The sequence below is a fragment of the Falsihalocynthiibacter sp. CO-5D18 genome (genome assembly GCF_041205445.1).
In the GTDB taxonomy this organism is placed as follows: domain Bacteria; phylum Pseudomonadota; class Alphaproteobacteria; order Rhodobacterales; family Rhodobacteraceae; genus Falsihalocynthiibacter; species Falsihalocynthiibacter arcticus.
In genome coordinates this window covers 154,413-177,891 of record NZ_JBGFCF010000003.1, presented here as the reverse complement: position 1 = coordinate 177,891, position 23,479 = coordinate 154,413, and the positions used below count along the sequence as shown (strand labels likewise).

The window sequence follows — 23,479 nt, the reverse complement described above, 5'->3', positions numbered from 1 at the left end:
CTACTCAATCGGTCGAGACCGGAAGTAAAGGTAGAGCGGCAACCCACACGAAACGCCGATCAAAAATGTTGCGGGTATAGACACAAGCGCCATCCAATTGCGCCGGACATAAGTCTCGGCCAAGATCCAAACGCTCAAAGCGATGGCTGAAATAACGAGGTCCCACATGAGGCCCGTTGTCGCTGAATTGGCCTGCCACGCGGCAAACAGCAATTTCGGCGCAGGTCCATTTCCCCAGACCCAAAGCCCGATATGATACATCGGAAGCAAAGCTCCGACGATTGCCAATCCAAGATATATTGCACGTAGAGGAGACATCAGAACCCTAAATTTATGCCAAAATTACCCGTACTTATGCCTACACGACTATAGGTGCCGCCTGTCCCCGCATAGACGGTGCCGTTCACGACGGGTGGGTGTTGCGGGCCAGCACAGGCCCCCAACAGCGTCGTTACCAAAATGACAGTGATGACCTTATTCATGCTTCACCTTCACACCTCTTGGGTCTTAAAACTTCGTTACGACACCCATGCGGGCCTCGCCAGAGACCGTAATCCCCGTGGGGGTCGTGGTTTCGGGCGGGGTTGGAGCGCCGTCGACACCACAAGCGGCAAGAGTGGCAAAAAGTCCGAGAAAAACAAGCTTTTTCATTTAGGTGTCCTTATTGATTTTTTTGGTCCAACGCGCGATCTGGCTGCGCACTTGGCTCGGAGCGGTGCCGCCATAGGACACGCGCGAGGCCACGGAATTATGGACACCGAGCACATCAAAGACGTCTTGAGTAATGTGTTCGTGCACGGATTGCATGTCTGACAAGGTAAGGTCCGGCAAATCGCATTCTTTACTTTCCGCCAATGCCACAAGGGTTCCCGTGACGTGATGTGCCTCGCGGAAAGGCATATTGAGGGCGCGCACCAACCAGTCGGCAAGGTCGGTCGCGGTTGAAAACCCACTGGCCGCTGCGATCTCGAGGTTTTTGGTGTTTGCGGTCATATCGGCCACCATTCCCGTCATCGCAGCAAGGGCAAGCATCAGGTTGTCGGCGGCATCAAAGACTTGCTCTTTGTCTTCCTGCATGTCCTTGGAATAGGTCAGCGGAAGGCCTTTCATCACCGTAAACAGCCCAACCATCGCGCCCATGATCCGGCCAATTTTGGCGCGAATAAGTTCGGCGGCATCTGGGTTTTTCTTTTGCGGCATGATTGAGGAACCGGTTGAGAACCGATCCGAAAGCGCCACGAAACGGAACTGCGCAGAGGACCAAATCACGAGTTCCTCGGCAAAACGACTAAGGTGCATCGCGGTGATTGTGGACGCAGCAAGGAATTCGAGCGCGAAATCGCGGTCGGCCACGGCATCCAGCGAGTTTGCGGCAGGCCGATCAAAGCCCAGCGCCTCGGCCGTCATGTGGCGATCAATCGGGAAGCTGGTTCCGGCAAGGGCCGCCGCACCGAGGGGAGACTCATTCATCCGCACCCGCGCATCGCGAAAGCGCGACATGTCGCGGCCAAACATCTCGACATAGGCCATCATATGGTGGCCCCAAGTGACAGGTTGGGCAACTTGAAGGTGGGTAAACCCGGGCATCACCCAATCAGCGCCCGCCTCGGCCTGCGCCAAAAGCGCGCGGATGAGGGCCTCAAGGCCGACAATCACAGCGTCCGTTTGATCGCGCACCCAGAGGCGGAAATCGGTTGCGACTTGGTCATTGCGGCTGCGACCTGTGTGGAGGCGGCCTGCGGGCTCACCGATCAGGTCCTTGAGACGGCTTTCCACGTTCATGTGGATGTCTTCTAAGGCGGCTGAATACTGAAACTCTCCGTTGTCGATTTCTGACAATACCGTGAGAAGGCCTTCCCGAATGGCAACCGCGTCTGTATCTGTAATGATGCCTGCGCTTGCTAACATTGCGGCGTGGGCGCGAGAACCCTTAATGTCTTGAGCGGCCATGCGTTTATCGAAACTGATCGAGGCGTTGATAGCCTCCATGATCGCATCGGGTCCGGCGGCAAAGCGTCCGCCCCACATTTGGTTGGAAGAAGTCTTGGGTGTATCGTTTTTGGTCATGCTAGTGCCCTTTGGAGGGAAGAAAAAATGCGAAATCTTTGGTTAGCCCCCCTATACGCGGGCCTCGCGCTTAGCGCAAACGCTGCCTTTGCCGATTTGGCGGATCTACGCGTAGGCTCGCTCGAAAAATTGCAAATACATTCGGCGCCTGTGGCAGGTGCAGAGGCTATTTTTTTTGATCCCGAGGGAAACGAGCGAACTCTGTCCGACTATGATGGCAAAATTACGCTGGTGAATTTTTGGGCGACATGGTGCGCGCCCTGCCGCAAAGAAATGCCCTCCCTTGACCGCCTAGCAGCGCAAATGGAGAGCGAGGACTTCGCCGTTGTCACTGTCGCCACGGGGCGCAACAAAATGGCGGCGATTGAGAAATTCTTTGCCACCGAAAACATCCAGAACCTCCCGATCCTGTTGGATCCCAAAAGCGCCCTCGCGCGTGAAATGAATGTCGAAGGCCTGCCCGCAACGATACTCCTAGACCGACAAGGCCAAGAAGTCGCGCGCCTCGTTGGCGAAGCAGAATGGGATAGCGAAAGCGCCAAGGCCATTTTCGCAGAATTAATCGCGCAAAAATGATGCTTTCAACGGGTTTCGCTCAAATGGCTATGCCGTGGACAGGTTACAATGTGGTCATTGGCCATGCCAACCGCCTCCATAAAGGCATAGACAATCGTCGGCCCACAGAACTTAAACCCGCGTTTCTTAAGATCCTTGGATATTTCGGTTGAGAGCGGCGTTGACGGCGGAACATCTGCCAATAATTTGAAGTTATTTTGAAGTGGTTTTCCGCCAACGAAATTCCAAAGATAGGTATCAAATCCCTGCTCTTGCTCAATGGCCTGCCAAACACGCGCATTTGAAATGGTCGCAGCGATCTTGCCACGGTGGCGAATGATGCCCGGATTTTGCAAAAGCGTTTCGATTTCTGGCTCGCCCCATGTGGCAATCACATTTGGGTCAAAGCCATGAAAGGCCTCAATAAAGTTCTGACGCTTCTTGAGAATGGTGATCCAACTCAACCCCGCTTGGAACCCGTCTAGAACCAGTTTTTCCCAGAGAGCGCGGCTGTCATAAACAGGGACGCCCCACTCGGTGTCGTGGTAAGCAATGTATATGTCTTCCTGCCCAACCCAACCGCATCTTTCCTGCATATTTCCCCCTAAACCGGACACCCTACAATTCGTCGCAAATTAGAACTAAATGCGAACTTTCACCAGCTATTAAACTATCAGGAGGCATTCTAAACCTGTTGGTGAGGGAGAAAAAAATGCGTTTAACAAAGAATGGATATGTCACAGAGGCGATTGAGGGCCCAGAAAACCCTTTTTCTTTTGCTCAAGCAGAACAGGAATTAAATGTGCTTTCCCTTGTGCAGCATGCGCTCGACAATAAAAGGGCAATCTTAGCCTTTCAACCTGTTGTTCAGGCATCGCGCCCAGGTCGTGTTGCTTTTTATGAAGGCCTCGTGCGGTTGCTCGACGATAATGGGCGCGTCATTCCAGCCCACGAATTTATTGATGCCATCGAAAACAAAGAGCTTGGTCGCAAGGTGGACTGTCTTGCTTTGGAAATGGGTCTACAAACCCTTCTCGATCAGCCGAGCTTACGCCTGTCTATCAACATGTCCGCGCGATCGATCGGGTATCAACGCTGGATGCGCACTTTGGAATATGGGCTGGATCGAGACCCTACTATTGCCGAACGCTTGATTCTAGAAATCACCGAAGGCTCCGCTATGCTCATGCCGGAACTCGTGACTTCATTCATGAAAGATCTAAATCTGCGTGGAATTTCGTTTGCGCTCGATGATTTCGGGGCGGGCTATACCGCGTTCCGCTATCTCAAGGATTTTTTCTTCGACATTATCAAAATTGACGGACAATTCATTCGTGGAATAGCCACAGATCCCGACAACCAAGTCCTGACCAAAGCGCTCTGCTCTATCGCTTCACAATTTGAAATGTTTACCGTCGCTGAAAGTGTTGAAAACAAGGAGGATGTTGCTTTCCTTCAATCCATTGGTATCGATTGCCTTCAGGGGTATTATTTTGGCGCGCCAACAATTCGTCCTCCATGGCAAAAAGAACTCGTGGAGAAAACTGGATAATATCACGGTTTTCCTTGCGTAAGACGGGAACACCCTGTCAATTGTACTTCACGTAGATTCAACGTTGAACTTTACGCAATTGACGGGATGTGCCGCTGTCCCGAAGCGTCACGGACCTTTTTCAGTCTCGGGAGAGGAAAAGCCTAATGACTCATGTTGTCATCGCATCTGCAGCGCGAACCGCTGTGGGCAGCTTTAATGGTTCGTTTGCCAACACCCCCGCCCACGACCTCGGCGCCGCTGTGCTCGAATGTCTTGTTGAGCGCGCCGGAATTGACAAAGCCGAAGTTTCAGAAACCATCCTTGGGCAAGTTTTAACGGCCGGCCAAGGGCAAAACCCAGCTCGCCAAGCGCATATCAACGCGGGCCTTCCAAAAGAAGCGGCCGCTTGGGGAATTAACCAAGTTTGCGGATCTGGCCTGCGTGCCGTTGCTTTGGGAACACAGCATATTTTACTGGGCGACGCCGAGATTGTCACCGCTGGTGGTCAAGAAAACATGTCCATGTCCCCCCATGTCGCAAACCTGCGTCAGGGACACAAAATGGGCGACATGCAGTTCATTGACTCGATGATCCGCGACGGCCTGTGGGATGCATTTAATAATTACCACATGGGTACAACCGCAGAAAACGTTGCAAAACAGTGGGAAATCACCCGCGAAATGCAGGACCTCTTTGCGGTTGGCAGCCAAAACAAAGCTGAAGCCGCACAGAAGGCTGGCAAGTTTGTCGACGAAATTATGCCCTTTATCGTAAAATCACGGCGCGGTGATACCGTGGTCGACGCGGATGAATACATTCGTCATGGCGTAACAATGGAAGCGATGCAAAAATTGCGCCCCGCATTTGATCGTGAAGGCACAGTCACCGCAGCCAACGCTTCTGGCCTCAACGATGGTGCCGCCGGAGCGCTTCTTATGAGCGCCGCGAATGCAGAAAAACGGGGAATCGAACCTTTAGGCCGCATTGCAAGCTATGCGACAGCTGGCCTCGACCCCTCAATTATGGGCGTTGGACCCGTTTACGCCAGCAAGAAGGCACTCGAAAAAGCTGGCTGGAAAGCAAGCGATTTGGACTTGATTGAGGCCAATGAAGCTTTCGCTGCACAAGCCTGTGCCGTTAACAAAGAGATGGGCTGGGATCCTGAGATCGTGAACGTAAACGGCGGTGCGATCGCCATTGGCCACCCAATCGGTGCTTCTGGCGCGCGCGTGCTAAACACTCTTCTGTTCGAAATGAAGCGCCGCGACGCAAAAAAGGGTCTGGTGACTCTTTGTATTGGCGGTGGAATGGGCGTTGCACTTTGTGTTGAACGCGACTAATTTCAAACCGTGCGCGCAACAAAATTGCGCGCACGTCTGATATTTTTATCTATTAATACTTCTGGAGGAGAACAACATGTCAAGAGTAGCACTCGTTACGGGCGGAACACGCGGGATCGGCGCAGCCATTGCTACAGCCCTCAAAGCTGAAGGCTATACGGTCGCAGCAAACTTTGCAGGCAATGAAGAAGCCGCCGCGAAGTTCACGGCCGAAACTGGAATCGCTACTTATAAATGGTCTGTCGCCGACTATGACGCATGTGTTGCGGGAATAGCAAAAGTCGAAGCCGACCTTGGCCCCGTTGAGGTGTTGGTCAACAACGCGGGGATCACGCGCGACGGTATGTTCCACAAAATGACCCGCGATCAGTGGCAAGAAGTCATCGACACAAATCTCTCTGGTGTTTTCAACATGACCCATCCAATTTGGAATGGAATGCGAGACCGGAAATTTGGCCGGGTAATCAATATTAGCTCAATCAACGGTCAAAAAGGCCAAATGGGCCAGGCCAACTATTCAGCGGCAAAAGCAGGTGATCTCGGTTTCACCAAAGCTCTTGCTCAAGAAGGCGCCTTCAAAGGCATTACCGTAAACGCGATTTGCCCAGGATATATCGGAACAGAAATGGTTATGGCTGTTCCGGAAAAAGTTCGCGAGAGCATCATCGCCCAGATCCCAGTGGGACGTTTGGGTGAAGCGAGCGAAATCGCACGTTGCGTCGTTTTCCTCGCATCTGATGATGCGGGTTTTGTGACCGGATCAACGATTACGGCAAATGGCGGCCAGTATTTCGTTTAAACAATCGTAAGATTATTGCTTGGGGCCGGCGCAAACCGGCCCCTTTTTTCTTGCTATCCTCATTCCCAATCTCTACCGAAATATCCGTCCGATTAGCCGCCAAGAAGAACCGCATTTAACTAAAATTGAAGCTTGGATTTTAAAGGTAGAGGCAACGATGGAAGTTTTCAAAACCCACCGTGACTACGCCGATCGCTTCAAGTGAAGAGGCGAAAAGCAACAGCCGTGGGAGCTTCGGCAATTTTACTCTGGTCTTTTTTGGCCGTTTTGACAGTTGGCAGCTCGCCAATACCTCCCCTGCAACTCAACGCGATGTGTTTCGCTATTTCTGGTGTCATCGGGCTCGTTTGGGTAGCCCGAGGTATCGGTTTTTCCGCCCTGCTCCACGTAAATTGGAAAATCTACGCGTTCGGAACTCTTGGATTATTTGGGTACCATTTTCTGTATTTTTCAGCCCTGCGACTGGCTCCCCCTGCTGAGGCGGGATTGATCGCGTATCTCTGGCCCCTTCTCATTGTCCTTTTCAGTGGCTTCCTTCCAGAGGAACGCCTTAAGCCCACCCACATTATCGGTGCGATTCTAGGGTTTGTTGGGGCAGCCATCCTTATGGGGAATGGAGGGGCGTTGAAGTCGGAGTTCATTCTAGGTTACGCCCTCGCACTCATGTGTGCGGTCACTTGGGCAAGCTATTCAGTTATTTCTCGACGCTTAGGCACGGCCCCGACTGAGACGGTCGCAATTTTCTGCGTCTTTACGTCTTTGCTCTCGCTTCTGGCCCACCTTGTGTTTGAAACGACCTATTGGCCTCAGGATCCCATAGCTTGGGCATCCATCGTTGCGCTGGGCGTTGGTCCTGTCGGAATCGCGTTTTACACGTGGGATTTCGGCATGAAAAAAGGCGACATCCAATTGTTGGGCGTCACCTCATATGCTGCACCCGTGTTTTCAACCGCAATTCTTGTATTTTTTGGCGTAACAACGGCCAGTTGGTCTCTGGCACTCTCTGCCTGCCTCATCATTGCGGGTGCTGCACTGGCGTCACGCGCCAGTGCTCGCGAGTCTGACGAAGCGTCCTAAGCTTCGGACAATCGGTTAATCTGCTCTTTTAGCAACAATTTCTGTTTCTTCATATTTGCAATGGTAAGCTCATCTGCTGAGGGGCTCTTCTGCGCCGTCTCGACTTTAGTGGAAAGAGTTTGATGTTTTCTACGGAGCTCATTCAAATGCGAACTCATGTTCATAGTCGTCCTCCTAAATAAGATTAGCTAGGTCTTCAGAAAAACACAGGATCGACTCTTTGTCACGCATCTTAAACAACCGTTGGCCGACCCTTGCCTACTGTGAGAAAAGAGCACAAACATTAACAAACACTTAACGGCTTGGAAAATTAAGGGCGACGCCATCTCGCAACACGGATTTAACTTCCGGCAAGTAGCTATCTTGATCCACCGAGTGCGCGTCCCCCATATGAAGAACGAGCGCAGGATGTAAAATAAATTCCGCACGCCCTCCCTTGCGGGCCCGCAGCAAAAATCGTCTTGGCCGACGACCTTCGCGCGCAGAGATCGGCAAGACTTCCAGACTACCCAAAACGGGCAAGGCGGCGGCCATAATTTCGGGCAATCGCTCGATATCTTGGATCAAGGAAAAGACCCCTCTGGGACGTAATCTTTTCGCCGCGACTTCCACCCAAAGGGAAAGCGGTGTGTCCTCCGTGAAAGCCGCTTCCCGCCCCACATCTTCGGATTTTTTACGCCTTTTCTCAAGGTAATACGGCGGATTTGCCACGACGTGGTGAAACTGACGATCCCTGATTGATAGTGGCATTTCGGAGAGGTCAGCCGTAACAACTTCAAGCGCACCGTGAGCATTTTCACGGGCCAAGTCGGCATAGTCTGGTTGAATTTCGACTCCCACCAAATCCAATCCTGAAACCCGCGCATTTAGGCAGAGAGACACCGCGCCGACACCGCAGCCAAGCTCTAACACCGACTCGCCCGAGATCGCAGGAATCGCAGCCGCAAGTAACACCGCGTCCGGTCCCGCGCGGTAGCCCTGTGCAGGTTGTCGAAGGGTGACGCGCCCCCCCAAAAAAGAGTCATCGGTCGTCTGCGAAAAACTCATTCATTTTCCTAGGGGAACGTCATTATCGCGCAAAATTGCCTGTGCCATAAAGTGATCTCGGTCGCGAACCATCAATCGGCGCGGCAAAATGCCTATGGAACCTTCGAGCACGCTAATATTTACGTCCATTTCAAAGCAGTCTATACCCTCTCCTTGAAGAAGGGCTTGCGCGAACGCGATGACGGTTGGATCGTTTGTTTTTAAAAGCTCTTTCATAGCCAATGACTTAAGCCCTAAAGAGGTTATTTGTCGAGAGGGATGACGTGAGCGTGATGGGATTAGATGAAATTGCGGTCAAACCGCATGAACGCCTGAGCGATGCGCTCGCGGGTGAACTTGATGCTGTAAACGCCCTGATTCGCCGTCGCATGGCCTCCGAACACGCGCCTCGCATCCCGGAAGTGACGGCGCATTTGGTCGAAGCGGGCGGCAAACGTTTGCGCCCGATGCTAACTCTCGCGGCGGCGCGAATCTGTGGCTACGACGGGCCCTATCACATCCATATGGCCGCGACGGTTGAGTTTATTCACACCGCGACATTGCTGCATGACGATGTCGTTGACGAAAGCGGCCAACGGCGTGGACGTCCGACGGCCAATCTGTTGTGGGATAATAAATCCAGCATCCTTGTCGGCGACTATCTTTTTGCGCGCAGTTTCCAATTGATGGTCGAGACAGGCAATATGCGCGCCCTTGATATTCTCGCAAATGCGTCTGCGACCATTGCTGAGGGCGAAGTCTTGCAGCTTACGGCCGCCCAAGATTTGGCCACGACCGAAGAGATTTACTTCAAAGTTGTGCGCGGCAAAACAGCAGCGCTGTTTTCTGCGGCGACAGAAGTTGGTGGCGTTATAGCGGGCGCAAATGAGGTGACCACCGGCGCCCTATATGACTTTGGCGACGCGTTGGGCATTTGCTTCCAAATTGTCGACGACTTGCTGGATTATTGGGGCGGCGACGCCACGGGCAAAAATATTGGCGACGATTTCCGTGAGCGCAAACTCACCCTGCCGGTCATCAAAGCGATTGCAAAAGCGACCGATGAAGAGCGGGCCTTTTGGAAACGGACGATTGAAAAGGGCGACCAGCGCGACGGCGATCTTGACACTGCCCTCGCACTTTTGGCCAGCCACAATTCCCTGCAAGAGACTCGCCAAGAGGCGCTGCAATGGTCTGCGAAAGCCAAGTCAGCGTTGATCGGGCTTCCTGAGGACCCGATCAAAGATATGCTTGCCGATATCGCCGACTATGTTGTTGAGCGCCTTAACTAAGCTTTTGCACGCGCCCTGACTTCACTCAATGTCGCTCCAGGGGCAAGTGCTTCGCTGTCGAGTTTCAATTCGATAATGGCGGGAGTCCCACAGTTTCGTGCCCGCTCAAAGGCGGCGGGAAAATCCTCGGTTTTTGTAACCACTTCGCCGTGTCCGCCATAGGCGCGCGCAAAAGCGGCGAAATCGGGATTGATCAAATTCGTTCCAGAAACCCGCGCGGGATAGTGCATTTCCTGATGCATCCGAATGGTCCCATACCGCCCGTTATTGGCGACAATCGTGATGACATTTGCGCCCGACTGCATGGCTGTTGAAAACTCGTTGCAGGTCATCTGAAAACATCCATCCCCTGCAAGGCACACAACTGTTTTTTCCGGAAAGGAAATCGCTGCGGAAATGGCTGCGGGAAAGCCATACCCCATGCTCCCAGAAGTTGGAGCCAGTTGGGTTCCGTGCTGTTTGTAAACAAAGTAGCGGTGCAGGAAGGCCGCATAATTGCCCGCGCCATTGGTCAGGATCGCGTCCTCAGGGAGAACTTCAGAAAGATGCGCGATGACCTCTTCCATTTTCACGTCACCCGGTGTTGTTTTGGGTTTCAACCATGCCTCATAATCGGCACGGGCCGCTGCGCGCCACTCACTCCAAGGACCCGCAATCGGGGGGCAAGCCGCAAGTGCGGCAACAACCTCGCTCGTGTCCGCAACCAAGCCCAAATCAGGGCGGTACACCTGTCCCAAACTATCGGGATCGGGGTGCACATGCACAATGCGCGTGGTGATGTTGGTGGGGTCAATTGTTGTATACCCTGATGTCGCTATATCGCCCAAACGCGCCCCGAGAATGACCAAAAGATCAGCCTCTGCAAGACGTGTTTTTAGCGCGGGATTGATGCCAACATTCAAGTCGCCAATGTAGTTTTGGTGGCGGTTATCGATGTAATCTTGGCGGCGGAAATCAACAGCAATAGGCAGGTCGGAGGCCTTTGCAAACTGCGCGATATCGGTTGCTGCCTGCTTAGACCATTTACTACCACCGAGGATTATCAAAGGGCGTTTGGCGCGGGCAATTTCAGTGCGAATTGCCGCAATCGAAGCATCAGCTACACCGACTAGACGGGGGGCAATGGGTGCAATATCTGGAACGTCCGCAACCGAACTGAGCATGTCTTCGGGCAAAGCCAAAACAACAGGACCGGGCCGTCCGGAGGTTGCGACATGAAACGCGCGACTGATGTATTCGGGGAGGCGCTCGATTTGATCCACCTCCGTCACCCATTTGGCGAGTGTCCCAAAAACGGCCCTATAATCTACTTCCTGAAACGCTTCCCGATCGCGGTGCCCTCGGGCGATTTGCCCGACAAATAGGATCATCGGCGTGCTATCTTGACGTGCGATATGCACGCCCGCTGCGGCATTTGTCGCACCTGGTCCGCGCGTCACGAAAGCGATTCCAGGCTTGCCTGTGAGCTTACCCTGCGCTTCGGCCATCATTGCAGCGCCGCCTTCTTGGCGGCAAACGTGGTTTTCAATACCGCTTTCGTACAGGCCATCCAGCGCGGCTAAAAAGCTTTCCCCCGGAACAGAAAAAACTCGCTCCACGCCTTGGGCAACCAGTTGATCTACGAGAATTTTTCCACCGTGACGTTTCATTCTATGTGCCCATTTCATTGCGTTTCGCAGCGACTTTGCTGGAGTTTTCACTGGGGTGCAAGCCTCAAGAAAATTATGTGCAATGAGGCGCATCTAGCCCGCCAAATTGGCCTCAACGCGAAAATGATCGGGGATTGTATCGTTCCCGTTCAAAACAAGCTCGGCAAGAGTTGTCGCGAGTTTTGGGGTCATGCCAAAGCCAATTTTAAACCCTCCGTTTGCGATAAAATTATTCGGACGTCCGGGATAGGCACCGATCATAGGCGCACGGGTAAAGGAGCGTGGCCGCGCGCGGGCCCAACGCTCAATCACAGGAGCCTGTGCTAGCATCGGAAACGCAGTAAATGCCCGCGCGATGAGGTCTTCGAGCAAGTCATCTGATGCATTAGCGTCGTCGAAATATCGCTCAGTTGTCGAGCCAATCGCGGTTGTTCCATTGGAATGGGGAACAACGTAAATTCCATCTGAGAACAGCTGGTTCTTGCCTGTGGCGTCATATCCCAAAAGCGCCGCTTGGCCTTTTTCGCCATTGCCGATGGGGGCGTCGAATTCTTTGGCCATTGCAAAAAGCCCCGCGACGCCCGTTGCCCAAATGACTTTCGTACTGGGCGTTTGCGGCACGTCTTTGCCAAGGATTATTTCACCACCAAGCTTTGTCACCGCCTGTGCCAATGCCATGGTCGCCAATCGCGGATGCAAGCGCGCGGAAAGCGTATCATGCACGAGGTACCCCGTTTTGCTTTCCGGCGCCCAGCCAGCATGTTCTTCGGCCTTAACCACATCCCAGCTTGCCTCGCCGTGCCAGAACTCCTTGGCGGCCTCGTGGCGTTCATGGGACAGCTCCAATATGCGGGCGGTGTTAATCGGCTGAAGGCGTCCTACGCGGCCATAGCCCGTCGCAAAACCTGACACCTCCTCGACCCCGCGCCAAAACGCGGGCGCCATACAGAGGCTTTCGAATTGAAACTGTTTTTTGGTCTCCCAGCGCTCGGGCGTATGTGGTGCAAGGGCGCCAACGACGCCACCGCTGGCCCCTGCCCCGACCGAGGCCCGCTCAACAACTTGAACTTTCGCGCCCGCCTTGGCACAAACATAGGCGACAGACAGGCCAAACGCGCCCGCCCCCATTACTGTTATTTCTACCATTGCCAAAGTCCGCGCCCTTCTACATTCTCCGGTTTCTCGCCCGTGTTTAGGACAATCGTGCATGAAGAACCAGCAAGCAGATTTGGAATGGCGCGATGATGAAATCCCAGTGTCGTTGCGCTTTGACGATCCGTATTTCTCGCTTGGGAACGGGCTTGAGGAAACACGGCACGTGTTTTTAGGCGGAAATGACCTCCCCGCGCGGTTTTGCGAGGGGTTTCAAATCGCTGAACTTGGGTTTGGTACGGGCCTTAATCTCTGTGCGGCACTCCTTTCATGGCGCGAAGCGGGCAGGACCACGCCCCTGCGCTTCACAAGTTTTGAAGCCTACCCGATGACAGCCGCCGAAATGGAGCGTGCATTGCGGGCCTTTCCAGAGGCCCTACGCGTGGCCCCTCCGATTTTGGCGCAATTCGCCGATGGGAAGACGACGATTGACCTCCCTGACCTGCACGCCGAAATTATAATCGGCGATGCGCGAGAGACCCTCCCCAAGTGGCCCCACAAGGCGGACGCGTGGTTTTTGGACGGGTTTTCACCTGCGAAAAACCCCGAACTTTGGGAAGCCAACCTTATGTCGGCCGTCGCCGATCACACCCATCCCAACGGAACCTTTGCAACCTATACCGCCGCCGGATTTGTTCGCAAAGGGCTGGCCGAGGGGGGCTTCGCGGTCGAGCGCGTCAAAGGCTATGCCCGCAAACGACACATGAGCATCGGAAGACTGGATACCCTCACATGATTCAACGATCAGACACCCGCCTTGGCATTATATTGATGACGGCGACAACCTTTGTATTTGCCCTCCAAGACGTGATTTCGCGTGTTTTGGCGAGTGAGTATAATGTGATGATGGTTGTGATGATCCGCTATTGGTTTTTTGCGGCCTTTGTTGTGGCAATTGCCGCGCGCAAACCTGGTGGCGTTCGGGCCGTGGCGAAAACCAAACAACCGGTTGTACAAATCATCCGTGGCCTGCTGCTCAGCGCGCAAATCAACGTCATGGTGCTTGCTTTTGTTCTGCTGGGGCTTGTGGAAAGTCACGCGATTTTTGCGAGTTACCCGCTGATTATCGCCGCCCTATCGGGGCCTATATTGGGTGAAAAAGTTGGTTGGCCACGTGTTTTCGCCATCATGGCTGGATTTGTCGGCATCGTAATCATCCTTCAACCCGGCGTAAAAGTGTTCTCGCCTGCGGCCATTGTTCCCCTCGTTGCCGCCATTGGCTTTGCGCTCTACAGCCTGCTTACCCGCTATGCAGGGCGCAAGGACACCGCGGCGACTAGCTTTTTCTGGACGGGAACCGTTGGTATAGTTTTCTCATCTGCCGTGGGCGTTTGGTTTTGGCAAAACATGACCACCACCCATTATTTCTGGATGGCGGTGCTCTGCGTTTCTGGCGCTTTGGGGCACTGGCTTTTGATCCGCACCTATGAGGTTGCCGAAGCCAGCGCAGTTCAGCCGTTTGCCTATCTGCAATTGGTCTTTGCTTCGATGGCGGGCATCTTCTTTCTGGGCGAAACATTGCCCGTCAACGTAGCGATCGGGGTCTCCGTTGTTATCGCGGCTGGCCTGTTTACCTTTTGGCGCGAACGGCGCAAATCTAACGCTGTGTTAAATCCTCAATAAGCCGTATGTTTTGGGGTTTTCCCGCCAATTGCGCCCGATAGGGCAACAGAGCCTCAGACACACGCATGGTGTAATTCCGTGTCTCGTCATATTGGATATGTTCGATCCAATCGACAACTTGCGCACTGTTAGCCCGCGGATCACCCCGTTCAGAAAGCCAGCGACGCGGGCGTCCGGGCCCTGCGTTGTACCCCGCAGAAACAAGGATCACGTTGTCGCCAAACTCCTCAATGAGCCCCGCCAAATAGTTGGTTCCCAGCGTCGCGTTATAATCCCAATCACTCAAAACTTTTGACGGTTCATACTCGATCCCGATCTTTTTGCTCACAAGTTCCGCCGTTCCGGGCATGACTTGCATCAGGCCCTGCGCCCCTGCGCCAGACACCACCCGTGAATTGAATTCACTTTCGCGACGGGAAATAGCGAGCGCCAATTCTGGTGAAACCACGAGGGGTGATTTTGTGGCAACAGGATGCATTGGGTACATGGACGCGTGCAAGGTATCGCCAAATTGTGCGGCGCGCTTAGCCACATGAAGCGCAGTATACGGATTTTCGTTTTCGATGGCCCATGCCGCAAGCGCGCCGCGTTCGCTGCGATTAAGGCTTTCGGCAAGATGCGAGATAAACCGTGCCGAAATGCGACTTTCACCTGCGTCATCGAGAAGTTGCCCTGCCTTAAACACGCTGGAGTTGGCAAAGCTTGTGGTTTTCCAATCGGGGAATTTTTCCTGACCCAAAAGGGCGGGGTCCATCGCCATTCCCGCTTCTTGCGCTGCAAGTTGGCCGTAAAAACTGGTTTGGAAGCCACCACCAAAGACATAAGCCGCCTGCGCACGAGTCGCGTCGCCCATTGCTTCATGGGCACGCCCCTCCCAATAACCAGCTCGTCCAAGGCTAATCGGGGAATCCACTCCGGCTTGGAACGCTTTGAAATGCTTTAGCGCATCGGAAGGTCGGTTAAGGAATCGCAGCGCGATATAGCCAGAAAGCCACTCCAAATCGGCAAAATAATCGCCCTGTGATAGGTGATGTCGGGACGCGGCTGTATAGGCACTCTCATAGCGTCCAGCGCGCATTTCGTACCGCGCAATCAGGGCACGACGACGCGCCCATTCTTCGGGCCGTCCCAGTGATGCTGCCGAATTAGAGCGTTCATTCAAAAGCACGAGGGCATCGTCATAGCGGTCTTTGCGGGCGCGCCAAACAAAGCGCTCATAGGCCAAACCCGGATCGCTGGCCAAGCCAACTGGAATGGCGGAAATCATCCCATCCACTCCATCAACTTGCTGACGTAACCCAATCCGAGCGGCAGCCAGTTTCTGCCAGCCGTCACTCACATAGGGCATAAGGGCTTGGGCTTCGTTTGATGCCCCCTGCCACAAAAGCATATCCATGCGCTCTTGATGATAAGGTTTCAGCAGGTCGCTATAGGTTGCTAAAAACGCGAGTTGCTCGGCCGAAGTAAGCGGCATTGTGCGCCATGCATCGGTTATCGTTGCAGAGGCGCGTGAGGTTTCCCCCGTTTTGGACAAGGCCGCAGCATAGGCGAGAGCCCCCGTGCCCGTTTGCGGACCATCGGTTTTGAAATACGCGAGAACCCGTTGCGGCGACGTGTCGGTGTACAGCGTTTTTTCGCCGCGTTCGCTTAGGTACGGCATTCCGGGCCAATCCGCGTGATCCCGCAAAAAGGCTTCGTATTCGTCCAACGTCCCTTTGCCAGCCCTGAGGTAGTGCCACTCAACAATTGTTTGCGCTGTGGCCCCCGCAGGCTTTGCCGCAAATTCGGCCGCGGGCCAATCCTGTACACGCACCAAATCCATGGCCTGTGCCAAAGCTGTGTTGGCCTGCGCCGCAACAGATTGAGACGTTACAACTAATGTGAGAAGGGTAGAAAAAAATACTCGATGGATTTGCCGCACGATATCGTCCTTTTTGGATCTATTTTGATAAAGTTTAACGGATTCGCATCCATCAGCAACACACAACTTGGCAATTGCCCGTGAGGCGGCTAGGTTCCGCCGCGATTACACACGATCATCAGGGCGACTCGCGCCCTCAATCAAAAAGGAGACGTGTCATGTTCAAGGGTTCCCTTCCCGCTCTGGTGACGCCGCTTAAGGGTGGCCAACTGGATCTCGACGCGCTCAAACATTTGGTTGAGTGGCACATCGAAGAAGGCTCAACGGGCCTTGTTCCTGTGGGTACAACGGGCGAAAGCCCCACGTTAAGCCACGAAGAGCACGAAATGGTTATTGAGGTCGTTGTAAAAGCGAGCGCGGGGCGTATTCCTGTGATTGCGGGCGCTGGCTCCAACAATACCACCGAAATGACCCGCTTTGTGCAATTCGCCAAGAACGTTGGCGCCGACGCGGCCCTTGTTGTGACCCCTTATTACAACAAACCCACACAGCGTGGCTTGATCGCCCATTTCACGGCAGCGGCCCAAGAAGGTTTGCCGATCGTCATCTATAACATCCCCGGTCGTTCTGTGGTGGATATGACGGCGGAAACGATGGGTGAATTGAGCAAGTTGCCCATGATCATCGGCGTGAAAGATAGCACAGGCGACGTGTCGCGGATTTCCGAAAATCGCGGAACCTGTGGCGCTGATTTTGTTCAGCTTTCGGGCGAAGACGCTATGGCGCTAGGGTATTATGCGCATGGGGCCGTTGGCTGTATTTCGGTGACGGCCAATGTCGCGCCGCGCCTCTGTGCGGAATTTCAAGCAGCGCTGGCACAAGGCGATTTCGCCAAAGCGCTAACCTTTCAAGACCGCCTGATGCCGCTTCACACCGCGCTCTTTGTCGAGCCAGGCCTTGTGGGTGCAAAATATGCGCTGTCGCTTTTGGGCAAATGCACCGAAGACGTGCGCTCGCCTTTGACCGGCCTGTTGGACGACACAAAGCTGCAAATCAAAGCTGCAATGCAATTCGCTGGTATTTTGGCCTAAATCCCTCTCCCGCCGATGGATTTCTTTCGGCGGGACATTTCCTCGCGCATCTAGACATCCTAGACCACGCACATTAGATCATTCCCATGGCTAAAAAAGAAACCGCTGAAGACAGAAACTACAAAATCATCGCTGAAAACCGCCGCGCGCGGTATGATTACGCGATTGAGGACGACATTGAGTGCGGCATTATATTGCAAGGCTCTGAAGTCAAGTCTTTGCGCATTGGTCAAAGTAACATCGCCGAAAGCTATGCCGCCGTTGAGGATAACGAACTCTGGCTCGTGAACAGCTATATCGCGCCCTACAAACCGGCCGTTACTTGGGGACACGACGAGAAACGTCGCCGCAAACTAATGGTTAAAAAGAAAGAATTGGTGCGCCTCTGGCAGGCAACATCGCGCAAGGGGATGACGCTTATTCCACTGGTGATGTATTTCAACCATAAAGGCCATGTGAAGATCAAAATCGGCGTCGGTAAAGGCAAGCAAAATCACGACAAACGTGCCTCTGACGCTAAACGCGACTGGGGCCGCCAACAACAACGCATATTGCGAGACCGCGGCTAACATGGCCCGATCACGCAGCCTGTAGAGTAGAAGATTAAGGGGTACCAATGCCATATAATGATCCCAAAACGCTCGTGTCTACGGACTGGCTCGCCCAGCATTTGAACGACCCTGACCTGCGCATTCTGGATGCTTCATGGTACCTGCCCGATATGGGGCGCGATCCCAAAGCCGAGTACGACAAAGCCCATATTCCAGGCGCCCGGTTTTTCGACATCGAAGAGATTTCGGACCAGCGCAGCGCCTTGCCCCATATGGCGCCCCCCGTTGAGAAATTCATGAGTCGCATGCGCGCGATGGGCGTGGGTGACGGGCATCAAGTTGTGGTTTACGACGGAGCAGGCTTGTTTTCGGCGGCCCGCATATGGTGGTTGTTCCGCTTGATGGGCAAGACCGATATCGCCGTGCTGGATGGCGGCTTGGCAAAGTGGATTTCCCAAGGCCACCCCGTGGACGACAGCCCGCCAATTGTTCGCGACCGCCATATGACAACCTCACGACAAAACCACCTCGTGCGCGACGTAACGCAGGTTGCCTCGGCCTCCAAACTTGAGGACCACGAGATCATTGACGCCCGCAGTCCCGCCCGTTTTCGCGGCGATTCACCCGAGCCACGCAACGGCCTGCGCGCGGGACATATCCCAAATTCAAGCAACGTGCATTATGCCACCCTGTTAAAACCCGATGGCACAATGAAGGACCCCACCGCGATCAAGGCCGTTTTCCAAGCAGCCGGTGTGGACCTTTCGCGCCCCGCGATTACGACCTGCGGGTCTGGTGTGACTGCCGCGATTCTCTCTCTGGCGCTCGAAGTGATCGGGCACCGAAACCACGCGCTTTATGACGGTTCTTGGGCCGAATGGGGCATGTTCGATTATCTCAAAGCTGAAACAGGGGCCTAGAATGCTCACCAACTTAACCGCACAACCCGCAGACAAAATCCTTGAACTGGTCGGCATGTATCGCGCTGATCCGCGCGACACCAAAATCGATCTCGGCGTCGGCGTCTATAAGGACGCGAGCGGCAACACGCCCGTTATGCGCGCCGTAAAAATCGCTGAAAAGCAACTCTGGGAGCGCGAAACCACGAAGTCTTACACGGGCCTCGCGGGGGATCCTGCGTTTCACGATGCAATGATTGACCTCGTCCTTGGCACGTCGGTTGCTCGGGATCGTATCGCAGCGGCTGCCACACCGGGTGGCACGGGCGCTATTCGCCAAGCTATGGAACTCATCAAAATGATGAGCCCTGACGCGACAATTTGGCTTTCGAATCCAACATGGCCAAACCATCCCTCTATTGTCAAATACGTCGGGCTTTCCATGCGGGAATATCGCTACTTTGATGCCGAAACTGGTAGTGTTGATTTTTCAGGGATGGCCGAAGATTTGGCCAACGCAAAACCCGGTGATGTCGTGTTGTTGCATGGCTGCTGTCACAACCCAACTGGCGCAAATTTGACCCTCCCTGAATGGGCTGAGGTGATTTCCATCCTTCAGGAGACAGGCGCAACACCGATGATCGACATCGCCTATCAGGGATTTGGCGACGGTCTCGAAGACGACGCTGCTGGCGTGCGGATGGTGGCCTCTGAAATGCCAGAATGCCTGATTGCCGCAAGTTGTTCCAAAAACTTCGGCGTCTACCGTGAGCGCACAGGCATCCTAATGGCCATTAGTGAGGACCCAAAAAACACGGCCGTCACACAGGGCAACTTGGCGTTCCTAAATCGCCAAAACTTTAGCTTCCCCCCCGACCACGGCGCACGTTTGGTGACGATGATTCTGACTGATCCGGAATTGCGTGCAGATTGGCAGGCGGAACTTGAAGAAGTTCGTTTGAATATGTTGTCCCTGCGCAAACAATTGGCACTAGAATTGCAAACACTTGCCAATTCTGACCGCTTCGGTTTCCTTGCTCAACATCGCGGCATGTTTTCACGCCTTGGAACCTCGCCTGAAATGGTCGCCAAACTGCGTGATCAACACGGCATTTACATGGTCAGTGACAGCCGTATGAACATCGCTGGCCTGAACGAAGAATCCGCCTCGATCCTTGCGAAAGCAATCATTGACGTAGGCATCTAAGCTAGAACACCCGTCGGGCATTTCCAAAAGGGTGCCCGACGCTTCCACTCCATACGCAAGCGTACGTTGTCGATTGTCGTTGCGCAGTAGTATACGACATCGTACGCTCACTTATGGCTGAAAAACCCAAGCGCCTCACCATCGAAGATTGGCTCGTTCTGGGCCTCCATTCACTGACGACCAGCGGCCCACAAGCCCTGCGTGCCGAACGCCTTGCCCGCGATATTGGGGCCACAAAGGGATCTTTCTACTGGCATTTCAAAGATGTAGCGGACTATAAAACCGCACTTTTGGGATATTGGGAGAACAATACAACTCAGCTTTCAGAGCCCGCGAATTCAAGCACACCCGCAGAGCGCCTTCTCGCACTTGCAAATACTCAGGAACCGGCGAGCGCTCCTAATGCGCTCTTTGCAAACGCAGAACTCGCAATGCGCGCTTGGGCACGCGAAGACCAAATGGCCCAAGAAACACTCGCGCGCGTCGATCAAAATCGGATCAACGATCTGGCCGAAATTCTTGCTGAACTCGACCTGACCAATCCTGATTTTCCCCGAGCCATTTATGCGACCATGATCGGCCTAAAGGCCCTCTCGACTGGAAATTTCGATCAAGATCGCTCCGCCCTGACCAGCCTGCTTGCAACAATTGTCGCCCTTGCCGAAAGCTAAGTTTGGTGGCAATCTTGGGCGATGATACGTGCCGTTTTTGTAATGTTATTCGGACTATCCTCCTGCCAAGGGGATGAAACGATCAGCGGCTACAGCGCCACTGGCGTCACATGGGTTTTAGAAAGCCTAAATGGCGTCGCATTTACGGCCTCGGCGAATCTGACTTTTCCTGAAGAAGGGGAAATTGCGGGGGAAGCCCCCTGTAATGCCTACTTTGGCGCGCAAACAGCGCCCTATCCGTGGTTCGCACTCGAAGACTTCGGAAGCACTAAAATGGCCTGTGCCGACATGGACCAAGAAAGCGCGTATTTCACAGCACTTGCGGCAATGACGATCGCCGAGGTCGCCGGCGACACACTGATCCTGACTAACGACGAGGGCGGCGAAATGGTTTTTAAGGGTGACTAGCGCTTCAAAAGGTCGATCAATCTTTGGCGCGCGGCGGGCAAATCTCTATCACCGAGAGCCACCGCCAAACGGTTCTTTAGAAAATATCCCGTCGTTTCTAGACCTTGCATAATTTCCTCATCCGTCACCGAGCTTTGCCCCAAGAGGCATTGTGGCAATGGCAATAAACGGCTGGCCCATTCCCCAGCCCCTGCACGACTGACCGCCCGCGCAGATTTAGGCGAAACATAGATCAGATCGTCACGACTGCCCGTCACAGCACAGCGGCGCAAGTCCATACCAAACCCCATTTCCTCGAGTAAGTCCGCCTCCCATCTGAGATAGGCAAGCGGCCACGCGTCTGTCATGGACAGTAAATCCAAGAGGGATATAGACGCCGAATATATTGGCTTATGCGGCTCTCGTTCAGGGAGACAGAAAGCCAAGAGCGCGGTGATCGCGTTGAGCCCTGCTAGGGCCAATCGGTCGTCCATCACAAGGGCTGCGCGCGTCCGAATGGGCTCGACTGTAAACGCCCCCATATGCTGCTCCAATCGCGCGCGCCACGTCAGAGATAGCTCGGCTCCCGGCTGGAGAATGGGTGCAAGCTTGCGGCTCGTCCCGCCACGCACAACGCCTGTATAGCGCCCACGCTCCGGCGTAAGCACGTCGATAATCGCGGAGGTTTCCCCGTGCCGACGAACCGTCAATACTGTGCCTTGGTCACGCCATTCCATGCGCTTAAACTAGTCCGCAAATCCCGGTTCGTCGAGCAAATGACGACCGGCGCGGTCCTCGACTTCGATCACCCAAAGGTCTGGATCAAAACTGCATTGTTTTTTAATCGCTTTATCGACGCCGGGTTCATCCCCCTTGCGGAGGGAAATCCAAGCCCGTTCACCTGTCATCAGGTCAAAACTTTTCTGAAAAACCTCAGCCTGACCATCGAGGGTATTGAGCTTCACCAGCACGGCCCCAGCGGTTGTGTCCCCTTTTGAGGTCACAAACGCTGGAATATCCTTAAGTCGAAGCCGCGTCAGATACGCCGCGACCCAAAAATCTGCCGTGAGGCGTGTCATACGTTCCCATCTTTGAAGGACAGACCCATTTCGTCGTAACGCTCGGATTCTTCGAGCCAATTTGGCCGTACTTTAATCTGAAGAAACAGATGCACTTTGCGATCCAGGAAGGCTTCCATCTCCTCGCGGGCGGCGGTCCCGATGGCTTTGATCGACTCGCCTTTATTGCCCAGAACGATGCCTTTGTGGCCGTCGCGCATCACGTAAATCAGTTGATCAATGCGCACCGATCCGTCTTTGCGGTCTTCCCATTTTTCCGTTTCAACCGTCAGCTGATACGGCAATTCCTGATGCATCCGCAGAGTCAGTTTCTCGCGCGTCATTTCGGCGACGATCATCCGCAACGGAAGATCGGCAATTTGGTCTTCGGGGTAAAGCCACGGGCCAACAGGCATTTCATCGGCGAGCCACTTGCGCAACGCGCCAACCCCGTGACCTTTTTCAGCTGAGATCATGAACGTCTCGGTGAAGGGGAATTTTTCGTTCATTTCGGCGGCCAAACCAAGGAGGGTTTCGGCCTTAACGCGGTCAATTTTATTGATCGCAAGCGCAATGCGGCGGCCATCTGCGAATTCAGAGAGGGTTTCGAGCATCATGGCAACGCCCTCGGTCAAACCACGGTTCGCCTCAATCAACAACACCACAACCTCGGCATCGGCAGCGCCCCCCCAAGCGGCCGCAACCATTGCGCGGTCCAGACGGCGACGGGGGCGAAATACGCCCGGCGTGTCGATAAAGACAATCTGGCTATCGCCTTCGATGGCTACGCCGCGAATACGGGTTCGGGTCGTTTGAACCTTATGCGTTACGATTGAGATTTTGGCCCCAACCATGAAGTTAAGAAGTGTGGATTTTCCCGCGTTTGGTTCGCCAATCAGGGCAACAAATCCGGCGCGTTTTTCGGTCATGACTTTCCTTCCAGCTGCATGAGCAGCGCGGTGGCAGCGGCTTGTTCAGCTTGCCGTTTTGATCCAGCGGTCGCGCGATAGGCGTCGCCGCTTTGAAGCTGAACTTCTATTGTAAAAATCGGGGCGTGATCGGGGCCTGAGCGCGCGATCTCGACATATTTTGGGGGATGCTGTTTGCGAGCCTGTGCCCACTCTTGGAGCGAAGTTTTTGCATCGCGCGCGTCAGCCTCAACAGTGGTGATACGTTTACCCCAGTGACGCAAAACAAACGCACGGCCCACCTCAAATCCGGCGTCCTGATAAACGGCCGCGATCAAGGCTTCCATGGCATCGGCAAGAAGGGCTTCTTTGCGACGGCCACCGGAAATCATCTCCGAACGGCCAAGCTTTAAAACGGTTCCAAGGCCAATTTCACGCGCGACATCGGCGCAGGTTTCTTTGCGCACGAGCGCATTGAAACGCGGCGCAAGAACGCCTTCGCTGGCATTTTTATCCGCTTGCAGCAGGGCCTCGGCGATCACCAAACCCAAGATACGGTCCCCAAGAAACTCGTCTCGCTGATTATCATCACGGGTAACTGAGGACATCGAGCTATGCGTCACAGCCCGCAACAATAGGGCGGGGTCTGCAAAATCATGCTCTATTCGGGCGCAAAAGGCCTTTAATTCTGCGGCTATTTTCACCGATCGTCCTTCAAATTACTAAAACCTC

29 protein-coding genes are annotated in these 23,479 nt (G+C 54.1%); 14 read left to right on the top strand and 15 right to left on the bottom strand.

Going from position 1 to position 23,479, the window contains the following annotated elements; all coding sequences use genetic code 11:
* From AB9F27_RS05650 to argH, 4 genes are read right to left on the bottom strand one after another with little or no spacing between them, the layout of a single operon-like run.
* On the bottom strand, positions 1-318 hold the full coding sequence (locus AB9F27_RS05650) for a DUF2834 domain-containing protein (RefSeq protein ID WP_335583752.1): 318 nt from the start codon (positions 316-318) through the stop codon (positions 1-3).
* Positions 318-482 carry a hypothetical protein gene (locus AB9F27_RS05645; RefSeq protein ID WP_335583753.1) on the bottom strand — a complete coding sequence of 55 codons (165 nt, stop codon included), beginning with the start codon at positions 480-482 and terminating at the stop codon, positions 318-320. The genes AB9F27_RS05650 and AB9F27_RS05645 overlap by 1 nt, the downstream gene beginning before the upstream one ends.
* 25 nt (positions 483-507) lie before the next feature.
* A complete protein-coding gene (locus AB9F27_RS05640; protein WP_335583754.1) occupies positions 508-651 on the bottom strand; it encodes an argininosuccinate lyase in 144 nt (47 codons plus the stop codon).
* The gene (gene argH / locus AB9F27_RS05635; protein WP_335583755.1) at positions 652-2,067 is read right to left on the bottom strand and encodes an argininosuccinate lyase; all 1,416 of its coding nucleotides are present in this window, start codon (positions 2,065-2,067) and stop codon (positions 652-654) included.
* A 27-nt stretch (positions 2,068-2,094) separates the two neighbouring features.
* Between argH and AB9F27_RS05630 the strand changes: the two genes are divergently transcribed.
* Positions 2,095-2,643 (top strand): TlpA disulfide reductase family protein, encoded by a 549-nt coding sequence (locus AB9F27_RS05630; RefSeq protein WP_335583756.1) that lies wholly within the window; start codon positions 2,095-2,097, stop codon positions 2,641-2,643.
* Between the two features lie 5 nt (positions 2,644-2,648).
* On the opposite strand, the gene AB9F27_RS05625 is transcribed toward AB9F27_RS05630, so the two are convergent.
* Complete coding sequence (locus AB9F27_RS05625) at positions 2,649-3,218, bottom strand: DNA-3-methyladenine glycosylase I (protein ID WP_335583757.1); 570 nt, start codon at positions 3,216-3,218, stop codon at positions 2,649-2,651.
* A 116-nt stretch (positions 3,219-3,334) separates the two neighbouring features.
* Here AB9F27_RS05625 and AB9F27_RS05620 point away from each other — a divergent pair, with 116 nt between their 5' ends.
* From AB9F27_RS05620 to AB9F27_RS05605, 4 genes are all read left to right on the top strand, one after another.
* Complete coding sequence (locus tag AB9F27_RS05620) at positions 3,335-4,174, top strand: EAL domain-containing protein (RefSeq protein WP_335583758.1); 840 nt, start codon at positions 3,335-3,337, stop codon at positions 4,172-4,174.
* A gap of 146 nt (positions 4,175-4,320) precedes the next feature.
* Entirely contained in the window at positions 4,321-5,496 is a 1,176-nt protein-coding gene (locus tag AB9F27_RS05615) for an acetyl-CoA C-acetyltransferase (protein WP_335583759.1), read from the top strand.
* 76 nt (positions 5,497-5,572) lie between these two features.
* Positions 5,573-6,295, top strand: a complete 723-nt coding sequence (locus AB9F27_RS05610; protein WP_335583760.1) for a beta-ketoacyl-ACP reductase — start codon at positions 5,573-5,575, stop codon at positions 6,293-6,295.
* A gap of 225 nt (positions 6,296-6,520) precedes the next feature.
* Positions 6,521-7,372 carry a DMT family transporter gene (locus AB9F27_RS05605; RefSeq protein ID WP_335583761.1) on the top strand — a complete coding sequence of 284 codons (852 nt, stop codon included), beginning with the start codon at positions 6,521-6,523 and terminating at the stop codon, positions 7,370-7,372.
* Here the strand turns inward: AB9F27_RS05605 and AB9F27_RS05600 are convergent.
* The 3 genes from AB9F27_RS05600 to AB9F27_RS05590 form a co-directional block, all read right to left on the bottom strand.
* On the bottom strand, positions 7,369-7,536 hold the full coding sequence (locus tag AB9F27_RS05600) for a YdcH family protein (RefSeq protein ID WP_082802223.1): 168 nt from the start codon (positions 7,534-7,536) through the stop codon (positions 7,369-7,371). The genes AB9F27_RS05605 and AB9F27_RS05600 overlap by 4 nt on opposite strands.
* Before the next feature lie 130 nt (positions 7,537-7,666).
* A complete protein-coding gene (locus AB9F27_RS05595) occupies positions 7,667-8,419 on the bottom strand; it encodes a methyltransferase domain-containing protein (protein WP_335583762.1) in 753 nt (250 codons plus the stop codon).
* On the bottom strand, positions 8,420-8,635 hold the full coding sequence (locus AB9F27_RS05590) for a DUF2007 domain-containing protein (protein ID WP_039001840.1): 216 nt from the start codon (positions 8,633-8,635) through the stop codon (positions 8,420-8,422).
* Positions 8,636-8,691: 56 nt separating this feature from the next.
* On the opposite strand from AB9F27_RS05590, the gene AB9F27_RS05585 reads away from it, so the two are divergent.
* The gene (locus AB9F27_RS05585) at positions 8,692-9,690 is read left to right on the top strand and encodes a polyprenyl synthetase family protein (protein WP_335583763.1); all 999 of its coding nucleotides are present in this window, start codon (positions 8,692-8,694) and stop codon (positions 9,688-9,690) included.
* Here AB9F27_RS05585 and AB9F27_RS05580 read toward each other — a convergent pair.
* Together AB9F27_RS05580 and AB9F27_RS05575 are read right to left on the bottom strand one after the other, a co-directional pair.
* Positions 9,687-11,339, bottom strand: a complete 1,653-nt coding sequence (locus AB9F27_RS05580) for a thiamine pyrophosphate-binding protein (RefSeq protein ID WP_335583764.1) — start codon at positions 11,337-11,339, stop codon at positions 9,687-9,689. The genes AB9F27_RS05585 and AB9F27_RS05580 overlap by 4 nt on opposite strands.
* 93 nt (positions 11,340-11,432) lie before the next feature.
* Positions 11,433-12,485: an FAD-binding oxidoreductase gene (locus AB9F27_RS05575; protein WP_335583765.1), complete on the bottom strand. Its 1,053-nt coding sequence runs from the start codon at positions 12,483-12,485 to the stop codon at positions 11,433-11,435.
* A 61-nt stretch (positions 12,486-12,546) separates the two neighbouring features.
* Between AB9F27_RS05575 and mnmD the strand changes: the two genes are divergently transcribed.
* Positions 12,547-13,227 carry a tRNA (5-methylaminomethyl-2-thiouridine)(34)-methyltransferase MnmD gene (gene mnmD / locus AB9F27_RS05570; RefSeq protein WP_335583766.1) on the top strand — a complete coding sequence of 227 codons (681 nt, stop codon included), beginning with the start codon at positions 12,547-12,549 and terminating at the stop codon, positions 13,225-13,227.
* On the top strand, positions 13,224-14,114 hold the full coding sequence (locus AB9F27_RS05565) for a DMT family transporter (RefSeq protein WP_369757601.1): 891 nt from the start codon (positions 13,224-13,226) through the stop codon (positions 14,112-14,114). The genes mnmD and AB9F27_RS05565 overlap by 4 nt, the downstream gene beginning before the upstream one ends.
* On the opposite strand, the gene AB9F27_RS05560 is transcribed toward AB9F27_RS05565, so the two are convergent.
* The gene (locus tag AB9F27_RS05560; protein WP_335583767.1) at positions 14,089-16,035 is read right to left on the bottom strand and encodes a lytic transglycosylase domain-containing protein; all 1,947 of its coding nucleotides are present in this window, start codon (positions 16,033-16,035) and stop codon (positions 14,089-14,091) included. The two genes, AB9F27_RS05565 and AB9F27_RS05560, sit on opposite strands and share 26 nt — an antisense overlap.
* 158 nt (positions 16,036-16,193) lie before the next feature.
* On the opposite strand from AB9F27_RS05560, the gene dapA reads away from it, so the two are divergent.
* The 6 genes from dapA to AB9F27_RS05530 all read left to right on the top strand — a co-directional run bounded on the left by dapA (position 16,194) and on the right by AB9F27_RS05530 (position 20,802).
* Positions 16,194-17,066 carry a 4-hydroxy-tetrahydrodipicolinate synthase gene (gene dapA / locus AB9F27_RS05555; RefSeq protein WP_335583768.1) on the top strand — a complete coding sequence of 291 codons (873 nt, stop codon included), beginning with the start codon at positions 16,194-16,196 and terminating at the stop codon, positions 17,064-17,066.
* A gap of 86 nt (positions 17,067-17,152) precedes the next feature.
* Positions 17,153-17,635, top strand: coding sequence for an SsrA-binding protein SmpB (gene smpB, locus AB9F27_RS05550; RefSeq protein WP_335583769.1), 483 nt, complete (start codon positions 17,153-17,155; stop codon positions 17,633-17,635).
* 47 nt (positions 17,636-17,682) lie between these two features.
* Positions 17,683-18,537, top strand: coding sequence for a 3-mercaptopyruvate sulfurtransferase (gene sseA / locus AB9F27_RS05545; protein WP_335583770.1), 855 nt, complete (start codon positions 17,683-17,685; stop codon positions 18,535-18,537).
* A 1-nt stretch (position 18,538) separates the two neighbouring features.
* On the top strand, positions 18,539-19,723 hold the full coding sequence (locus AB9F27_RS05540) for an amino acid aminotransferase (RefSeq protein ID WP_335583771.1): 1,185 nt from the start codon (positions 18,539-18,541) through the stop codon (positions 19,721-19,723).
* Positions 19,724-19,836: 113 nt separating this feature from the next.
* Positions 19,837-20,394: a TetR/AcrR family transcriptional regulator gene (locus tag AB9F27_RS05535; RefSeq protein ID WP_335583772.1), complete on the top strand. Its 558-nt coding sequence runs from the start codon at positions 19,837-19,839 to the stop codon at positions 20,392-20,394.
* A 42-nt stretch (positions 20,395-20,436) separates the two neighbouring features.
* Positions 20,437-20,802, top strand: coding sequence for an META domain-containing protein (locus AB9F27_RS05530; RefSeq protein ID WP_335583773.1), 366 nt, complete (start codon positions 20,437-20,439; stop codon positions 20,800-20,802).
* Here the strand turns inward: AB9F27_RS05530 and recO are convergent.
* From recO to rnc, 4 genes are read right to left on the bottom strand one after another with little or no spacing between them, the layout of a single operon-like run.
* Entirely contained in the window at positions 20,799-21,518 is a 720-nt protein-coding gene (recO, locus tag AB9F27_RS05525) for a DNA repair protein RecO (protein WP_039001829.1), read from the bottom strand. The two genes, AB9F27_RS05530 and recO, sit on opposite strands and share 4 nt — an antisense overlap.
* A 9-nt stretch (positions 21,519-21,527) precedes the next feature.
* Positions 21,528-21,860, bottom strand: coding sequence for a DUF1491 family protein (locus AB9F27_RS05520; RefSeq protein WP_335583774.1), 333 nt, complete (start codon positions 21,858-21,860; stop codon positions 21,528-21,530).
* Entirely contained in the window at positions 21,857-22,768 is a 912-nt protein-coding gene (gene era / locus AB9F27_RS05515) for a GTPase Era (protein WP_335583775.1), read from the bottom strand. Before era ends, AB9F27_RS05520 begins: the two co-directional genes overlap by 4 nt.
* A complete protein-coding gene (gene rnc, locus AB9F27_RS05510) occupies positions 22,765-23,451 on the bottom strand; it encodes a ribonuclease III (RefSeq protein ID WP_039001826.1) in 687 nt (228 codons plus the stop codon). The genes era and rnc overlap by 4 nt, the downstream gene beginning before the upstream one ends.
* Positions 23,452-23,479 lie beyond the last annotated feature (28 nt).

Coding starts and splice junctions, on each gene's coding strand:
- AB9F27_RS05650 (WP_335583752.1), bottom strand. CDS start 318: ATGTCTCCTCTACGTGCAATATATCTTGGATTGGCAATCGTCGGAGCT.
- AB9F27_RS05645 (WP_335583753.1), bottom strand. CDS start 482: ATGAATAAGGTCATCACTGTCATTTTGGTAACGACGCTGTTGGGGGCC.
- AB9F27_RS05640 (WP_335583754.1), bottom strand. CDS start 651: ATGAAAAAGCTTGTTTTTCTCGGACTTTTTGCCACTCTTGCCGCTTGT.
- argH (WP_335583755.1), bottom strand. CDS start 2,067: ATGACCAAAAACGATACACCCAAGACTTCTTCCAACCAAATGTGGGGC.
- AB9F27_RS05630 (WP_335583756.1), top strand. CDS start 2,095: ATGCGAAATCTTTGGTTAGCCCCCCTATACGCGGGCCTCGCGCTTAGC.
- AB9F27_RS05625 (WP_335583757.1), bottom strand. CDS start 3,218: ATGCAGGAAAGATGCGGTTGGGTTGGGCAGGAAGACATATACATTGCT.
- AB9F27_RS05620 (WP_335583758.1), top strand. CDS start 3,335: ATGCGTTTAACAAAGAATGGATATGTCACAGAGGCGATTGAGGGCCCA.
- AB9F27_RS05615 (WP_335583759.1), top strand. CDS start 4,321: ATGACTCATGTTGTCATCGCATCTGCAGCGCGAACCGCTGTGGGCAGC.
- AB9F27_RS05610 (WP_335583760.1), top strand. CDS start 5,573: ATGTCAAGAGTAGCACTCGTTACGGGCGGAACACGCGGGATCGGCGCA.
- AB9F27_RS05600 (WP_082802223.1), bottom strand. CDS start 7,536: ATGAACATGAGTTCGCATTTGAATGAGCTCCGTAGAAAACATCAAACT.
- AB9F27_RS05595 (WP_335583762.1), bottom strand. CDS start 8,419: ATGAGTTTTTCGCAGACGACCGATGACTCTTTTTTGGGGGGGCGCGTC.
- AB9F27_RS05590 (WP_039001840.1), bottom strand. CDS start 8,635: ATGAAAGAGCTTTTAAAAACAAACGATCCAACCGTCATCGCGTTCGCG.
- AB9F27_RS05585 (WP_335583763.1), top strand. CDS start 8,692: ATGGGATTAGATGAAATTGCGGTCAAACCGCATGAACGCCTGAGCGAT.
- AB9F27_RS05580 (WP_335583764.1), bottom strand. CDS start 11,339: ATGAAACGTCACGGTGGAAAAATTCTCGTAGATCAACTGGTTGCCCAA.
- AB9F27_RS05575 (WP_335583765.1), bottom strand. CDS start 12,485: ATGGTAGAAATAACAGTAATGGGGGCGGGCGCGTTTGGCCTGTCTGTC.
- mnmD (WP_335583766.1), top strand. CDS start 12,547: ATGAAGAACCAGCAAGCAGATTTGGAATGGCGCGATGATGAAATCCCA.
- AB9F27_RS05565 (WP_369757601.1), top strand. CDS start 13,224: ATGATTCAACGATCAGACACCCGCCTTGGCATTATATTGATGACGGCG.
- dapA (WP_335583768.1), top strand. CDS start 16,194: ATGTTCAAGGGTTCCCTTCCCGCTCTGGTGACGCCGCTTAAGGGTGGC.
- smpB (WP_335583769.1), top strand. CDS start 17,153: ATGGCTAAAAAAGAAACCGCTGAAGACAGAAACTACAAAATCATCGCT.
- sseA (WP_335583770.1), top strand. CDS start 17,683: ATGCCATATAATGATCCCAAAACGCTCGTGTCTACGGACTGGCTCGCC.
- AB9F27_RS05540 (WP_335583771.1), top strand. CDS start 18,539: ATGCTCACCAACTTAACCGCACAACCCGCAGACAAAATCCTTGAACTG.
- AB9F27_RS05535 (WP_335583772.1), top strand. CDS start 19,837: ATGGCTGAAAAACCCAAGCGCCTCACCATCGAAGATTGGCTCGTTCTG.
- AB9F27_RS05530 (WP_335583773.1), top strand. CDS start 20,437: ATGTTATTCGGACTATCCTCCTGCCAAGGGGATGAAACGATCAGCGGC.
- recO (WP_039001829.1), bottom strand. CDS start 21,518: ATGGAATGGCGTGACCAAGGCACAGTATTGACGGTTCGTCGGCACGGG.
- AB9F27_RS05520 (WP_335583774.1), bottom strand. CDS start 21,860: ATGACACGCCTCACGGCAGATTTTTGGGTCGCGGCGTATCTGACGCGG.
- era (WP_335583775.1), bottom strand. CDS start 22,768: ATGACCGAAAAACGCGCCGGATTTGTTGCCCTGATTGGCGAACCAAAC.